This is a genomic window from Streptomyces sp. NPDC050315 (genome assembly GCF_040655775.1).
In the GTDB taxonomy this organism is placed as follows: Bacteria; Actinomycetota; Actinomycetes; order Streptomycetales; family Streptomycetaceae; genus Streptomyces.
Map to the genome: position 1 here is coordinate 258,038 of NZ_JBFAKN010000004.1, position 13,933 is coordinate 271,970.

Here is a 13,933-nt window from a genome sequence, read left to right on the forward strand (position 1 = left end):
CCCGTCGCCCCGCGACTCTATGTCCCCGCCCGCCACGCACGGTATCCGGTTCTCCTGGAACCCGAACAGAAATTCCGGTGTGCGCCCCATGGGCCGCGCTCCCGCGTTGCCCCCGCGGCGGGGCAGCGCGACGCTGGAGATATGTGCGACCGGGCCCTTCCGGTACCCCTCAAGGAGCACCCGCCCGGCCGGAAACCGGAAAGGGGTTTCCCATGCGAATGTTGCTCAAGGTTCAACTCGACACACCAACCTCGAACGATGCCATCAAGAACGGCACTCTTCCGAAGACGATCGAGACCGCGCTGACGGAGCTCCGTCCCGAAGCGGCCTATTTCACGACGCAGGACGGATACCGTACGGCGTTTATCTTCTTCGACCTGGAGGACCCGTCCCAGATGCCGAAGACCGGCGAGCCGTTCTTCCTGGAACTCGGCGCGAAGGTCCAGTACACGCCGGTCATGAATGCGGACGACCTCCGCAAGGGCCTCTCGGCCCTGGGCGGCGGCTAGTCCTCCGCCCCGTCCTCGGATCAGTTCTCCGATCAATCCTCTGATCACCGGCGCGCACGGCAGTCCGCCACGCGCAGGGCATCACTCAGCGCCTCCGCCAGACGGAGGGACAGGTAGCGGAACTCGGCATCCGTGACCTTCGGATCGGCATGCATCGCACGGGCGTGCCGCAGGAGTTCCTCCCCCATCCCGAGCTGGATCCGCTCGACGCTGTCGGCGAGCGCGGACACGGGCCCCGTGCCGTCGGTGGAGAGGTAGCAGGGACGGCCGTCAGGCGTCGTCCACGGCAGCAACCGAAGGGCGTGAACGGGCACTTCACGAGGCGTCTCACCAGGCATCTCACCAGGCATTTCATCCGTCATGGGGCCGATTGTCAGTGGTCGCGGTTACTCTGCGTACTGGATCGGATTCGTTGTGCGGAGACGGACGGCGGGTGTGCGATCCGTGCAATGCGGTACGACGTACGACCGGCGTCAGCGGAGGATGCCCGATGCCCAAGTCCAAAGAACCACCCACCAGTCTGCTGATCTTCGGCAAGCAGTCGCGTTACCTGCGCGAGAAACGCGACCTGACCCGCCGCGAGCTGTCCGGGCTCATCCCGTACTCCGAGTCCTTCATCGCCATGGTCGAGCGCGGCGAACGCCCCCCGAAGCCGGGGTACGTCGACGCGGTGGATGCCGTACTGGGCGCGGACGGCCTCCTCTGCGTCCTGGCCCCGGACGTGTCGGAGAAACACCACCCGGCGTGGGCGGAGGAGTACGTCCATCTCCAGGCGCAGGCGCTGGCGTTGCATGTCTACTGCACGCACCTGCTCCACGGCCTGTTGCAGACCCCGGAGTACGCCCGCGCGGTCTTCGGCTGCCTGCGCCCGAGTCTGACCGAGGAGGAGATCGAGCAGTCCGTCCAGGCCCGGCTGGCGACGCAGAAGCTGCTCACGCGCACGCCCGCCTGCAGAATGACCTTCGTGCTGGAGGAGCACACGCTCTACCGGAAGATCGGCGGACGGACGATCTGGGAAGACCAGTTGAAGCACCTGCTCAAGCTCTCCGAGCTGCACAACGTCCAGCTCCAGGTGATGCCGCTCGCGCGCGAGACCCACGCGGGGCTGGACGGCCCCATGACCTTGCTGGAGACGCCGGACCACCACACGATCGTCTACGTCGAGGGCCAGAAGGGCAGTTACTTCCTGACCGAGCCCGATGACGTCAGCGTGTTGAGTCATCGCTACGGCACCATCAGATCCCAGGCCCTCGATGCCGAGGCGTCGCGAGCCTTCATTCAGCGATTGCTGACAGGAGAGTCATGAACAACGATCTGGCGTGGTTCAAGAGCAGTTACAGCGGCGGCCAGGACGAGGCCTGCATCGAAGTTGCCGTGGCCTGGCGGAAGTCCAGTTACAGCGGCAGCGAGGGCGAAGCCTGCGTCGAGGTGGCCGCTTGCCCCGACGCGATACACATCCGCGACTCCAAGGACACGGCGCGCAGGCCCCTCACGGTCTCCCCCGGCGCCTGGGCGGACTTCGCTCAGGCCGCGTCGACGGGAGCCTTCGTCGCCACGTAGCGTCAGCAGCCGCAGTCGCTGCAGAAGCCGCGGGGCTTCTTCGGCCGGTAGGGCTCTATCTTCGCCGAGGCGAGGACGAGGGAGACCGATGCGGCGAGCCGCGCGCCTTCTCCATAAACGACGTCTACAGGTCCCCTCATGGGCGTCGTGTCGTCCAATTCGTCCAATGGGGCGGTTTCCGGCTATAGGACCTGCGTCATACCCCTGCCGTGGCCCGCGTGGTGGTCGCGATCGTTGCCGAGCCGACCACCCGGGTGCCGTCGTACAGGACGATCGCCTGGCCGGGGGCTACGCCTCGGGCCGGGGTGGTGAAGGTGACCTTGAAGCCGTCGTCGGTGGGCTCGGCGGTGACCTCGGTTTCGTCGCCGTGGGCGCGGAGCTGGGCGGTGTACGTGCCGGGGCCGGCCGGGGGTGTGCCGCACCAGCGGGGGCGGATGGCGGTGAGGGCCGTCACGTCGAGGGCCTCGGCGGGGCCGACGGTGACGGTGTTGTCGACCGGGGAGATGTCCAGGACGTAGCGCGGCTTGCCGTCGGGGGCCGGGGTGCCGATGCGGAGGCCCTTGCGCTGGCCGATGGTGTAGCCGTACGCGCCCTCGTGCGTGCCCAGCTTCGTACCGGATTCGTCGACGATGTCGCCCTCGGCGCGGCCCAGGCGCTTGGCGAGGAAGCCCTGGGTGTCGCCGTCGGCGATGAAGCAGATGTCGTGGCTGTCGGGCTTCTTGGCGACGAACAGGCCGCGGCGGGCTGCCTCTTCGCGGATCTCGGCCTTGGTGGTGAGCGTGTCGCCGAGGGGGAACATCGCGTGCGCGAGCTGGCGCTCGTCCAGGACGCCGAGGACGTAGGACTGGTCCTTGGCCATGTCGGAGGCGCGGTGCAGCTCGCGGGTGCCGTCCTCGCGGGTCACGACCGTGGCGTAGTGGCCCGTGCAGACCGCGTCGAAGCCGAGGGCGAGGGCCTTGTCGAGGAGCGCTGCGAACTTGATCTTTTCGTTGCAGCGGAGGCAGGGGTTGGGCGTGCGGCCCGCTTCGTACTCCGCGACGAAATCGTCCACGACGTCCTCGCGGAAGCGTTCGGCGAGGTCCCAGACGTAGAAGGGGATGCCGATGACGTCGGCGGCACGGCGGGCGTCGTGCGAGTCCTCGATCGTGCAGCAGCCGCGGGCGCCGGTGCGGAAGGACTTGGGGTTCTCGGAGAGCGCGAGGTGTACGCCGGTCACGTCGTGGCCCGCCTCGGCGGCGCGGGCGGCGGCGACGGCGGAGTCGACACCGCCGGACATGGCGGCGAGCACGCGGAGGCGGCGGGAGGCTTCAGTCATAGCTCTTCAAGAGTAGACGGAACCACTGGCGCGGAGGGAAGCGAGCGGTACCGCGGGCGTCGGGCGGAACCGGAAGGTGGGTGGTGAGCGTTGTTCAGCGCATGGGAGACGGTGATCACACGGCCCGCAGAAGCATCGGCCGCCGCGCGGTGCTGATCGGCGGGACGGTCGCGGTGGCGGCCGGGGGACTGGCGGCGCACGACCAGCTGGAGCGCTGGTGGTGGCGACTGCCCGGCCAGGAGAAACCGCGCAAACCGGGCGAGGTGGACTATCCGAGTGCGCAGTGGTCCGCCGCGTCCGGGGCGAACTGGCGGCGGGCCGATCGCCCGGCCGATTACGTGATCGACCGGGTGGTGGTGCATGTCGTGCAGGGCAGCTATGCGACTGCCCTGCGGGTGTTCCGTAATCCGGCTCATGGCGCGGCCTCGCACTACGTCGTGCGGAAGGACGGGCATGTGGCGCAGACGGTGCGGGAGCTGGATGTCGCCTTTCACGCGGGGAACCGGGAGTACAACGAGCGCAGCATCGGTATTGAGCACGAGGGGTTCGTCGATCGGCCGCAGGACTTCACGGGCGCGATGTACGAGAGCTCTGCGAGGCTTACGGCGGATATTTGCGCGCGGTACGGGATTCCGGCGGATCGTGAGCATGTGATCGGCCACATTGAGGTGCCGGGGGCGGATCACACGGATCCGGGGCCGCTCTGGGACTGGGATCGGTACATGGAGCTGGTGAGGGAGGCCCTGTCCCGGAATCCGGGCAAGGGGCGGGACCCGGGGAAGGCCCCGGCCTAGCCGCCGCCCCGGCTCAGCTCAGTCCCGCGCTCCGTGCGCGTTCGACCACTGGGCCGATTGCCTCCGCCAAAGCCGCCACGTCCTCCTTTGTGGAGGTGTGGCCGAGGGAGAAGCGGAGGGTGCCGCGGGCCAGGTCCGGGGCCATGCCGGTGGCGAGGAGTACGTGGCTGGGCTGGGCGACGCCGGCCGTGCAGGCCGAGCCGGTGGAGCATTCGATGCCCTGCGCGTCCAGGAGGAGCAGCAGGGAGTCGCCCTCGCAGCCGGGGAAGGAAAAGTGCGCGTTGGCGGGGAGGCGCCCGGCCGGGTCCGGGTCGCCGCCCAGCACCGCGTCGGGCGCGGCGGCCCGTACGGCCGTGATCAGCTCGTCGCGCAGGGCGCCGATCTCGCGCGCGAACTCCTCGCGGTGCGCGACGGCGTGCCGCCCGGCCGCGGCGAAGCCGGCGATCGCGGGCGTGTCGAGGGTGCCGGAGCGTACGTGGCGCTCCTGGCCGCCGCCGTGCAGCACGGGCACGGGCGCGTACTCGCGGCCCAGCAGCAGCGCCCCGATGCCGTACGGGCCGCCGATCTTGTGGCTGGAGACCGTCATGGCGGCCAGCCCGCTCGCCCCGAAGTCGACCTCCAGCTGCCCGAACGCCTGCACCGCGTCCGCGTGCATGGGGATGTTGAATTCGCGCGCCACGGAGGCCAGTTCGGTGACCGGCTGGACGGTGCCGATCTCGTTGTTGGCCCACATGACGGTGATCAGCGCGACGTCGGAGGGGTCCTTGGCGATCGCCTCGCGCAGCGCGTCCGGGTGCACGCGCCCGTACGTGTCCACCGGCAGCCACTCCACGTGCGCGCCCTCGTGCTCGGCGAGCCACTCGACCGCGTCGAGCACGGCGTGGTGCTCGACGGGGCTGGCCAGTACGCGGGTACGGGACGGCTCAGCGTCCCGGCGGGCCCAGTACAGGCCCTTGACGGCGAGGTTGTCGGCCTCCGTGCCGCCCGCGGTGAAGACGACCTCACTGGGGCGTGCGCCGAGCGAGGCGGCGAGGGATTCCCTGGCCTCCTCGACGGTACGGCGGGCACGCCGGCCGGCGGCATGCAGCGAGGAGGCATTGCCGGTGGCGGTCAGCTGGGCGGTCATCGCCTGCACCGCCTCCGGAAGCATCGGGGTGGTGGCGGCGTGGTCGAGGTAAACCATGGTGCGCACGATTCTACGAGCTGCCGGGGGCCCTACGGGAGCGCATACCCGGCGCGCACCCGGCGCTCGGAGGCACCCTCCGTAAAACCCCAGCGGAGAGCCGTAAAACCGCTGCCGACAGCCGTGAAAACCGCCGCCGGGCGCACCCTGCGCGCGGTCAGTCCAGCAGCGCCCGCGCCAGCTGCCGCGACTGCGCGACCAGGCGGTCGTTGGCGTCCCAGACCTCGGCGTCCTCCTCCAGGAAGCCGCCGGCGAGGTTGCGGGTGGTGATCGAGACGCGGAGCGGGCCGGGCGCGGGGCGGCAGCGGATGTGGGTGGTGAGCTCCACGGTGGGGACCCAGCCCTTCAGGCCCATCTCGAAGGCGGTGGGCGGCAGCGCGTCGACCGTGAGGAGGAGGGAGAGCGGGTCGGCGTCGCGGCCGTCGGCGAGGCCGAACCAGCCGCGCATCTCGCCGTTGCCGCTGGGCGCGCCGACGGCCCAGCCGCAGGTCGCGGGGTCAAGGCGGACGTCGAGCCGCTCGGTGATCGCCGAGCTGCCGGGGAGCGCGGGGCGGCCCTCGGGCGCCGCGTCCGCACCGAAGCACTCCTCGTACGGGGGCATGGCGGGCGGCTTGGCGGTGGTGCGGACGTCGTCGGGGAGCGCGTCGAGGTCGCCGTAGGCGGCCAGTACGCGCAGCCGCTCGACCTCGGTGCCGTCGTCCTCGAACTGGACGAGGGTCGCGGTACCGGTGGACATCGTGCGGCCGGTGCGGACGACCTCGGTGCGGATCACGGCGGGGCCCGGCCGGGAGGCGGTGAGGTAGTGGGCGGTGACCGTCATCGGGTCGGGGTGCGGCAGCGCGTCGCCCAGGGCGCGGCCCATCAGCGCGAGGAGGTAGCCCCCGTTGACCGCGTGGATGATCGTCCAGCCCGCGGAGAGCTCCGCGTCGTACACGCCGGGAGAGCGGCGGACGATCGCCGTGTCACGGTCGAACTCGCTGTTGCCTATGGTCACCTCTGCCATGCGCTGCACGGTACATGGAATTATTACCGACCGGTAGAGGCGTCTTGACCGCTGGTCACGAGGGCTGCGGACCGCCGGTCACGAGGGCTGCGGACCGCCGATCACCGGCTGCTGCCCCGGTGACCGGCGGTCGACCACGTACTACTGCGGAGCCGCCTTCGACGCCTCACCCGAGGCGTTCTCCGGGGCCTGGTCCGGCGCGTTCTCCGGGTGATGGCAAGCCACCTGATGCCCCGTCCGCAGCGCGACCAGCGGCGGCTCCGTCGTCGTGCAGACCTCCGTCGCCTTCCAGCAGCGGGTGCGGAAGCGGCAGCCGGAGGGCGGGTTGATCGGCGAGGGCACGTCGCCCTTGAGCAGGATGCGGTCGCGCTGGGTGCGCCGCTTGGGGTCCGGTACGGGGACCGCGGAGAGCAGCGCCTTGGTGTACGGGTGCATCGGCGCCTTGTACAGCGAGTCGCGGTCCGCCAGCTCGACGATCTTGCCGAGGTACATCACCGCGATCCGGTCCGAGACGTGCCGGATGACCGACAGGTCGTGCGCGATGATCACGTACGTCAGGCCCAGCTCCTCCTGGAGGTCGTCCATCAGGTTCACGACCTGGGCCTGGATGGAGACGTCCAGCGCGGAGACCGGCTCGTCGGCGACGACCAGCTTGGGCTTGAGCGCGAGCGCGCGGGCGATGCCGATGCGCTGGCGCTGGCCGCCGGAGAACTCGTGCGGGTACCGGTTGTAGTGCTCCGGGCTCAGCCCCACCAGCTCCAGCAGCCGCTGCACCTCCTTCTTCACGCCGCCCTCGGGCTCGACGTTCTGGAGGCGGAAGGGGGTGCCGACGATGCCGCCGATGGTGTGCCGCGGGTTCAGCGAGCCGTACGGGTCCTGGAAGATCATCTGGACGTCGCGGCGCATCGGACGCATCCCGCCGGTCGACAGATGCGTGATGTCCCGGCCCTCGAATTCGATGGTGCCGCCGGTCGGCTCGTCGAGCCGGGTGATCAGCCGGCCCATCGTGGACTTGCCGCAGCCGGACTCGCCGACCACGCCCAGCGTCTCGCCCGGGTACACCTCGAAGTCGATGCCGTCGACCGCCTGTACGGCGCCGACCTGGCGCTTGAGCAGGCCCTTGGTGATCGGGAAGTGCCGGACCAGGCCGCGCACCTTCAGGAGGGGTGCGGACTCCGTCGTTTTGTCGTTCGTCTCGGTCACAGCTTCTGTCTCGGTCACAGCTTCGGCGCAATCTCTTCGGTCCAGATCCGCTCCCGCTCCTCCTGCGACATGTGGCAGGCGGAGAAGTGGCCTCCCTCGACCTGGCGCAGCTCGGGGCGGACCGTACGGGTGAGGTTGTCCTTCGGGATGTCCGCGTACGGGCAGCGCGGGTTGAAGGCACAGCCGGAGGGGACGTTGATCAGGCTGGGCGGGGAGCCCTTCACCGGGATGAGGCGGTCGGTCTGCTCGCGGTCGATGCGCGGCATCGAGCCGAGCAGGCCCCAGGTGTAGGGGTGTTGCGGCTCGTAGAAGACCTTCTCGGCGGGGCCGCGCTCCACGCACCGCCCGCCGTACATGACCAGCAGGTCGTCCGCGAGCTCGGCGACCACGCCCAGGTCGTGGGTGATGATGATGACCGCCGAGCCGAACTCCTTCTGGAGATCGCGGATCAGGTCGAGGATCTGCGCCTGGACGGTCACGTCCAGGGCGGTGGTCGGCTCGTCGGCGATGAGCAGCTCGGGGTTGTTGACCAGCGCCATCGCGATCATCGCGCGCTGCCGCATGCCGCCGGAGAACTGGTGCGGATGGTCGTCCACCCGCTTGTCCGGCTGCGGGATGCCGACCCGGTCCAGCATCTCGATCGCGCGCTTGCGTGCGGTCTTCTTGTCGACGTCGTGGTGGACGCGGTACGCCTCCACGATCTGGTTGCCGACCGAGTAGAAGGGGTGCAGCGCGGACAGCGGGTCCTGGAAGATCATCGCCATCTCGCGGCCGCGCAGCCGCCGCACGTCGTCGGGGTCGGCGCCGATCAGCTCCTGGCCGTCCAGCCAGATCTCGCCGGACATCCGCACCTTGCTGCGCTGCTGCCGGGAGGCCCGGTGCAGGCCCATCACGGCGAGCGAGGTCACGGACTTGCCGGAGCCGGACTCGCCGACGATGCCGAGGGTCTTGCCCTTCTCCAGCTTGAAGGAGAGGCCGTCGACGGACTTCACGACGCCGTCGTCGGTCGGGAAGTGCACCTTGAGGTCGCGTACTTCGAGGAACGCGGTGGGGGCGGCGCCGCCCTCCGCCACCGGCTCGGCGATCGCCGCGGAGCCTGCCTCCGGGGCCGCTGCCGCATCCGTCGCCGCGGTGGTCTTGGTCAGGTCGTCGGAGTCGGTCACGAGAGCCTCACCCGCGGGTCGACGGCGGCGTACAGGACGTCCACCACCAGGTTGCACAGGACGATGAAGAAGGCGGCGAGCAGGGTGACGCCGAGGATGTTGGGCAGGTCGTTGGCGGTGATCGCCTGGACGGCGAAGGCGCCCACGCCCTGGAGGGAGAAGACCTGCTCGGTGATGAGCGCGCCGCCGAGCAGCAGGCCGAGGTCCATGCCGAAGACGGTGATGATCGGGGTGAGCGCGGCGCGCAGGCCGTGCCGGACGACGACCTTGCGCTCGCGCAGGCCCTTGGCCCGTGCGGTACGGATGTAGTCCTCGTTCAGCGTCTCCAGCATGCCGGCGCGGGTGAGCCGGGCGTACAGCGCCGAGTAGAGGAAGGCGAGGGTGACCCAGGGCAGGACGAGGGTGCGCGCCCAGGCGAACGGGTCCTCCAGGAGCGGTACGTAGTCACTGCGCTCGAAGATCGGCCACTGGTACGTGAAGAGGGCCAGCGCCAGGGCGCCGGTGAAGAACATGGGGAGCGAGACGCCGGCCAGCGCCACGCCCATCGCCGCGCGGTCGAAGAGCGAACCGGGGCGCAGCGCGGAGAGCACGCCGGTGGCGACGCCGGAGACGACCCAGACCACGGCGGCACCGGCGGCCAGCGAGAGGGTCACCGGGAGCCGGGACTGGATCTCGGGCCAGACCTCGATGTGGGTCTTGAAGGAGTAGCCGAAGCACGGCACGTTACAGCGGGCCGCCTCGGGCCCGAACTTGTAGTCGACGCCGACGAAGATGCCCTTGAGGAAGTCCCAGTACTGCTCGTACACCGGCTTGTCCAAGCCGAGGTTCTTCTTCACCGCGGCGATGTCCGCGGCGGTGGGGGCCTTGCCGATGTACTGCTGTGCGAGCTGGTCGGAGGACTGCCCGGCCAGCTTCGGCAGCAGGAAGAAGATGCCGAAGGTGACCGCGCTGACGATCAGCAGCAGGATCACTGCGCTGATCAACCTGCGGATGATGTACGAGAACACGGGACTGCGGCGTCGGTGCCCGCCGGCCGCCGCCGGCGGGCACCAATGCCTTCACCTGCCTTCCGGGGCTGCTACTTCTTGATGCCGACGTTGAGGTAGTCGTACTGACCGCTGAAGGCCGAGGTGGACACCAGGTTCGTGGCCTCCGGCGAGCGGTACATCAGCACCTTGAAGTAGGTCAGCGGCACGATCACCGCCTGCTCCATCGTCTTCTTGTCGATCTCGGCGTACGCCTTCTCGCGCGCGGCCTGGTCGGTGTTGGCGATGGCGGTGTCGAGCAGCTTGTTGATCTCCGGGTTGTCCAGCTCCGAGAGGTTGGTGTTGCCGGACTGGCTGATCGCCTTGCCGTTCAGGATCTGCTGCAGGTAGCCGTAGCCGGTCGGGAAGTCCGAGCCCCACTGCATCATGATCAGACCGACGTTGTTCTTCTTGTTGAACTTCGGCACGCCCGCGTAGTCCGAGAAGTACTTGCTCGTCGGGTACTGCTGGATCTTGGCGTTGATGCCGATCTTCTTCAGCGAGTCGATGACGGTGGTGGCCGCGTCGACCTCGTCCTGGCGGTCCGAGCGGGCGAGGATGGTGGTGTCGGTCTTGCCGGCGCCGCACTCCTTCCACTTCTTCTTCGCCTCGGTCAGATCCAGCTTGTCCTTGGCGTCGTACTTCTGCGGGTACATGTCGAACTTCTGGTACCCGGCGATGTCGGTCGGCAGGACGGTGGACGCGATGTCACCGCGGATCGGGCCGCCGAGCGAGGTCTGCACGGCGCGCTTGTCGATCGCGTACTGCACGGCCTGGCGGCACTCCAGCTTGTCGAACGGCTTCACCTTGCTGTTGATCGCCGTGTAGACCAGCCGCTGGCCGAGCGCGTTGTCCGTGTTGGCCTTGAGCTTCGGGTCGGTCAGCAGCTGGGCCTGGGTCTGGCCGTCCACGCCGCGCCCGGCGAGGTCGATCTGGGTGTTGCCGGACTGCAGGTCCTTGTCGATGGTCGACTGGGCGACCTTCATCTTCAGGACGATCTTGTCCGGGAGCTGCTTGCGCAGCGGGTCGGTCTTGGCGGACCACTGCGGGTTGCGTACCAGGACGAGCTGCTTGCCCTCCTGGTAGCTCTGGAACTTGTACGAGCCGCTGGAGACCACGTTCTTGGTGTAGTCGGCGCCCTTGTCCTTGGCCTGCGGGACCGGCGCGGTCTGCGGCGCGGACACCAGGTAGTCGAACTCCGCGAACGGCTTCTTCAGGTGGAAGACGATCGTGTGGTCGTCGGGCGTCTCGATGGACTTCAGCCCGGCCTTGGACTTGTCCTTGTACGGACCCTTGTACTTGTCCTTGTCCTCCAGGAACTGCTGGAAGTAGTTCGGGCCGAGCGAGAGGGTGTCGCGGGCGAAGTTGGAGCGCTCCACCGCGTACTTCACGTCCTGGGACGTGACCTCCTTGCCGTCCTCGTACTTCACGCCCTTGCGGAGCTTGTACGTCCAGGTCTTGCCGCCGTCGGAGGGCTTGCCCATCGACTCGGCGAGGTCGGGCACCAGCTCGTTGCCCTTCTCGCCGGGAGCCGGCTTGAAGGTGGTGAGCGGACGCGCGTAGAGACGGCTGAAGTTGTAGATGAAGGCGTAGTAGGTGTTGCCCGGGTCGAAGGACTCGGGGGCGTCGCTGATCGCGTAGTTGACCGTCCCGCCCTTCGCGTCCGAGGCGTTGACGATGCCCTTCGTCGCGGCGTTCGCCGCGGACGCGCCTTCGTTCGCGTCCTTGCCGCCACTGCAGCCGGCCAGCAAAAGGCCCGCACTGGATATGGCCGCGATCGCCGCGACCGGAACTGACCTTCGCATGATGCTCGGTTTCCCCTTCGTTCGTCGGAAACTTCGGTGGAACTAGCCGGTACCGCCCGGGCGTTGCCGGAGCGGTGTCAGCGGCTGCGCGGGTCCAGCGCGTCCCTCAGGCCGTCACCGAGCAGGTTGAACGCGAGCACGGTGACGAAGATCGCGAGGCCGGGGACGAGCATGTACTGGGGGTCGACCTCGTAGTACTTGACCGCCTGGTTCAGCATTCCGCCCCAGGAGGACTGCGGGGGCTGGATACCGACACCGAGGAAGCTGAGGGCGGCCTCGAAGAGGATGTTCGAGGGGATCAGCAGCGTGGAGTACACGACGATGGGCCCCACCAGGTTCGGCAGCAGCTCCCGGAAGAGGATGAACGGGCCGCGTGCGCCCATCCCCCGGGCCGCGTCGACGAATTCGCGCTCCCGCAGCGACAGCGTCTGGGCCCGCACGATGCGGCCCATGTACGGCCAGTTGAAGAAGCCGATCACAAAGATCAGGACCGAGATGTGCAGCGGCAGGCCCTCCAGGCCGAAGGCGCCGCCCTGCAGCGAGGCGGAGATGGCGATGGCGAAGAGCAGCAGCGGGAACGCCAGGAAGACGTCCATCATCCGGCTGATCACCGCGTCCACCCGGCCGCGGTAGTAGCCCGCCACCACGCCCAGGACCGTGCCGATCGCCACCGACAGCAGCGTCGCGCCGAACGCCACGATCAGCGAGACCCAGGAGCCCTCCAGGACCCGCGCGAGCAGGTCGCGGCCGAACTTGGGGTCCACGCCGAGCGGGTGGTCCGCGCTCATGCCGCCGAAGTCGCCGAGCGGCAGGGTGGTGTTGGGGTCGATCAGCGACTGATTCGGCTCGTTCGGGTCCAGGCCGAGGAGCGACTGCAGGGGCCGGGAGAGCGCCGCGATCACGATGAGCGCGGTGACAACGATGGCGCCGACCACCGCGACCTTGTCGCGTTTGAAGCGCAGCCAGGCGATCTGACCGAGCGAGCGGCCCTCGATCCGCTTGCTCGGCACGCCTTCCAGCACCGCTTCCGGCTGCGCCTCGGCAGCCGCCCCGGTGGTCTCGATCGGTGCGGTCACGTGCCTTAGACCCCTCTCGGCCGCGCTTGGCCGGCCCATGTCCGCCGCGTCGGCGGCTCGGTTCACATCACTGGTGTGCGCGCCGGCGGACGTCCGGAGGTCTTGCAGCTCAGCGTTTTTCGGATGTCCGCGCGACAGCGGTCGAGTTGCTTGTCGCACACAGGGTCCAGGCCCTGCTGCGGGAGTCTTCATCCGAGTCGCGATCAGTCACCAGCCCTGCCGGGGAAAGGATGCGCAACTGTGATGTGCTCCACGGCATTCCGTTATACGGACATCCGGGACGGCTCAGCGGTTCGCGCCCCCGCCCGGCGGCGGCCTCAACGACGGTACACAGGAGGGCAATTCGGCACACGTCGGCGCGAGGGGCGACGGCACTTTCACGCCGCGACGGGGGCGGGCGGGGTCGGGCGTGACCTCAGTAGGGGCGGGGGTAGCCGTAACCGTGAGCGGCGGTGGGGGCGGCGGTGGGGTCCTGTGCACCGCGGTCGAAGAAGGGGCGCGCGTAGGCGCGCATCCACATGCCCACCGGGTCGTATTCGTCCTCCATCGCCACCGTCGAGACAGGCAGTCCCTCCGGAACCGCGCCGATGGACTGCTGCATCATCAGCCGTACGGACTCCACGGCGGCCGGGCTCGTGTCGTACAGCTCCAGGCCGATCGCCAGATACGGGACGCCGAGCGCGGGCTGGACCCAGGCGCGGCGCAGCGCGCGGACGGCCGGGGTGCGGTGCGCGTTCTGCCCTAGGAGGGCGTAGAACTGCGGGATCTCCACGGCCGGTTCGGTGATCCGCAGGGGCCCTGCGGGCAGCCGGTCCAGGCCGCCGGCGATCCGGCGCAGGTCCAGCCAGGGAATGCCGACGCCGCCGCCCGGCGCGTGCGGGTTCAGCCACAGGCCCCAGCGGTCGGGGTAGAGCGCGGCGGCGATCTCGGGCCCGGAGACCACTTCGTGGGCGCGGGTCCAGCCGCTGGCCGCGAGCTCCGCCGGGGAGGTCACGCACGGCGCGTAGCCGAGCCCGTCGACCTCCATGTTGCCGTACTGCGCATCGGCGGCCCCGGCGCTGCCCTGCCACAGCAGCATCCACACCTGGCCCCCGGCCAGCGCCTGCAGCAGCGCCTCATAGGCGTCGTACCGGCCGGGCGAGACCTGCTGCAGCACCTGCTCGACCTGGCCGGCCGCCGCTCCCTGATGCGCACCCGCGCTCACGTGTCCCCGTCCCTTCTCTCGGCAGGCACGCAAGGGCGCCCGCCCGGTCATTGCACCAGCTTAAGGGCGGGTCCGGCACCGGCCCCGGGCCGG

The 13,933-nt window shown here is 69.4% G+C and carries 15 protein-coding genes; 4 read left to right on the forward strand and 11 right to left on the reverse strand.

From position 1 onward, the window contains the following. Window positions 1-212 precede the first annotated feature (212 nt). Complete coding sequence (locus AB0I82_RS16430) at window positions 213-509, forward strand: hypothetical protein (RefSeq protein WP_363257934.1); 297 nt, start codon at window positions 213-215, stop codon at window positions 507-509. Window positions 510-553: 44 nt separating this feature from the next. Here the strand turns inward: AB0I82_RS16430 and AB0I82_RS16435 are convergent, their stop codons facing one another. Further along, entirely contained in the window at window positions 554-847 is a 294-nt protein-coding gene (locus AB0I82_RS16435) for a hypothetical protein (RefSeq protein ID WP_363258389.1), read from the reverse strand. Window positions 848-999: 152 nt separating this feature from the next. Here AB0I82_RS16435 and AB0I82_RS16440 point away from each other — a divergent pair, with 152 nt between their 5' ends. Both AB0I82_RS16440 and AB0I82_RS16445 read left to right on the forward strand, forming a co-directional pair. Continuing rightward, window positions 1,000-1,815 carry a helix-turn-helix transcriptional regulator gene (locus tag AB0I82_RS16440; RefSeq protein ID WP_363257935.1) on the forward strand — a complete coding sequence of 272 codons (816 nt, stop codon included), beginning with the start codon at window positions 1,000-1,002 and terminating at the stop codon, window positions 1,813-1,815. Then, window positions 1,812-2,069 (forward strand): DUF397 domain-containing protein, encoded by a 258-nt coding sequence (locus AB0I82_RS16445; protein WP_363257936.1) that lies wholly within the window; start codon window positions 1,812-1,814, stop codon window positions 2,067-2,069. The genes AB0I82_RS16440 and AB0I82_RS16445 overlap by 4 nt, the downstream gene beginning before the upstream one ends. A gap of 2 nt (window positions 2,070-2,071) precedes the next feature. On the opposite strand, the gene AB0I82_RS16450 is transcribed toward AB0I82_RS16445, so the two are convergent. Both AB0I82_RS16450 and mnmA read right to left on the reverse strand, forming a co-directional pair. Further along, the gene (locus tag AB0I82_RS16450) at window positions 2,072-2,209 is read right to left on the reverse strand and encodes a hypothetical protein (RefSeq protein ID WP_363257937.1); all 138 of its coding nucleotides are present in this window, start codon (window positions 2,207-2,209) and stop codon (window positions 2,072-2,074) included. A gap of 56 nt (window positions 2,210-2,265) precedes the next feature. Continuing rightward, entirely contained in the window at window positions 2,266-3,384 is a 1,119-nt protein-coding gene (gene mnmA / locus AB0I82_RS16455; RefSeq protein ID WP_363257938.1) for a tRNA 2-thiouridine(34) synthase MnmA, read from the reverse strand. 101 nt (window positions 3,385-3,485) lie between these two features. Between mnmA and AB0I82_RS16460 the strand changes: the two genes are divergently transcribed. Continuing rightward, window positions 3,486-4,178 (forward strand): N-acetylmuramoyl-L-alanine amidase, encoded by a 693-nt coding sequence (locus AB0I82_RS16460; RefSeq protein WP_363258390.1) that lies wholly within the window; start codon window positions 3,486-3,488, stop codon window positions 4,176-4,178. Between the two features lie 13 nt (window positions 4,179-4,191). Here the strand turns inward: AB0I82_RS16460 and AB0I82_RS16465 are convergent, their stop codons facing one another. The 8 genes from AB0I82_RS16465 to AB0I82_RS16500 form a co-directional block, all read right to left on the reverse strand. Beyond that, complete coding sequence (locus AB0I82_RS16465) at window positions 4,192-5,361, reverse strand: cysteine desulfurase family protein (protein WP_363258391.1); 1,170 nt, start codon at window positions 5,359-5,361, stop codon at window positions 4,192-4,194. Between the two features lie 157 nt (window positions 5,362-5,518). Next, window positions 5,519-6,364 (reverse strand): thioesterase family protein, encoded by an 846-nt coding sequence (locus AB0I82_RS16470; protein ID WP_363257939.1) that lies wholly within the window; start codon window positions 6,362-6,364, stop codon window positions 5,519-5,521. 141 nt (window positions 6,365-6,505) lie between these two features. After that, complete coding sequence (locus AB0I82_RS16475) at window positions 6,506-7,585, reverse strand: dipeptide ABC transporter ATP-binding protein (RefSeq protein ID WP_363257940.1); 1,080 nt, start codon at window positions 7,583-7,585, stop codon at window positions 6,506-6,508. Next, window positions 7,582-8,652, reverse strand: coding sequence for an ABC transporter ATP-binding protein (locus tag AB0I82_RS16480; protein ID WP_363258392.1), 1,071 nt, complete (start codon window positions 8,650-8,652; stop codon window positions 7,582-7,584). Before AB0I82_RS16480 ends, AB0I82_RS16475 begins: the two co-directional genes overlap by 4 nt. Before the next feature lie 74 nt (window positions 8,653-8,726). After that, the gene (locus AB0I82_RS16485; RefSeq protein ID WP_363257941.1) at window positions 8,727-9,737 is read right to left on the reverse strand and encodes an ABC transporter permease; all 1,011 of its coding nucleotides are present in this window, start codon (window positions 9,735-9,737) and stop codon (window positions 8,727-8,729) included. Between the two features lie 71 nt (window positions 9,738-9,808). Further along, a complete protein-coding gene (locus AB0I82_RS16490) occupies window positions 9,809-11,560 on the reverse strand; it encodes an ABC transporter substrate-binding protein (protein WP_363257942.1) in 1,752 nt (583 codons plus the stop codon). 77 nt (window positions 11,561-11,637) lie between these two features. Then, the gene (locus AB0I82_RS16495; protein ID WP_363257943.1) at window positions 11,638-12,636 is read right to left on the reverse strand and encodes an ABC transporter permease; all 999 of its coding nucleotides are present in this window, start codon (window positions 12,634-12,636) and stop codon (window positions 11,638-11,640) included. Between the two features lie 415 nt (window positions 12,637-13,051). Then, on the reverse strand, window positions 13,052-13,840 hold the full coding sequence (locus tag AB0I82_RS16500; protein WP_363257944.1) for an enhanced serine sensitivity protein SseB C-terminal domain-containing protein: 789 nt from the start codon (window positions 13,838-13,840) through the stop codon (window positions 13,052-13,054). Window positions 13,841-13,933 lie beyond the last annotated feature (93 nt).

Bases quoted from the DNA above. Each gene is read 5' to 3' on its own strand.
- AB0I82_RS16490 (WP_363257942.1), bottom strand. From the start codon at position 11,560: ATGCGAAGGTCAGTTCCGGTCGCGGCGATCGCGGCCATATCCAGTGCG.
- AB0I82_RS16465 (WP_363258391.1), bottom strand. From the start codon at position 5,361: ATGGTTTACCTCGACCACGCCGCCACCACCCCGATGCTTCCGGAGGCG.
- AB0I82_RS16450 (WP_363257937.1), bottom strand. From the start codon at position 2,209: ATGAGGGGACCTGTAGACGTCGTTTATGGAGAAGGCGCGCGGCTCGCC.
- AB0I82_RS16430 (WP_363257934.1), top strand. From the start codon at position 213: ATGCGAATGTTGCTCAAGGTTCAACTCGACACACCAACCTCGAACGAT.
- AB0I82_RS16445 (WP_363257936.1), top strand. From the start codon at position 1,812: ATGAACAACGATCTGGCGTGGTTCAAGAGCAGTTACAGCGGCGGCCAG.
- mnmA (WP_363257938.1), bottom strand. From the start codon at position 3,384: ATGACTGAAGCCTCCCGCCGCCTCCGCGTGCTCGCCGCCATGTCCGGC.
- AB0I82_RS16440 (WP_363257935.1), top strand. From the start codon at position 1,000: ATGCCCAAGTCCAAAGAACCACCCACCAGTCTGCTGATCTTCGGCAAG.
- AB0I82_RS16470 (WP_363257939.1), bottom strand. From the start codon at position 6,364: ATGGCAGAGGTGACCATAGGCAACAGCGAGTTCGACCGTGACACGGCG.
- AB0I82_RS16435 (WP_363258389.1), bottom strand. From the start codon at position 847: ATGCCTGGTGAGACGCCTCGTGAAGTGCCCGTTCACGCCCTTCGGTTG.
- AB0I82_RS16460 (WP_363258390.1), top strand. From the start codon at position 3,486: ATGGGAGACGGTGATCACACGGCCCGCAGAAGCATCGGCCGCCGCGCG.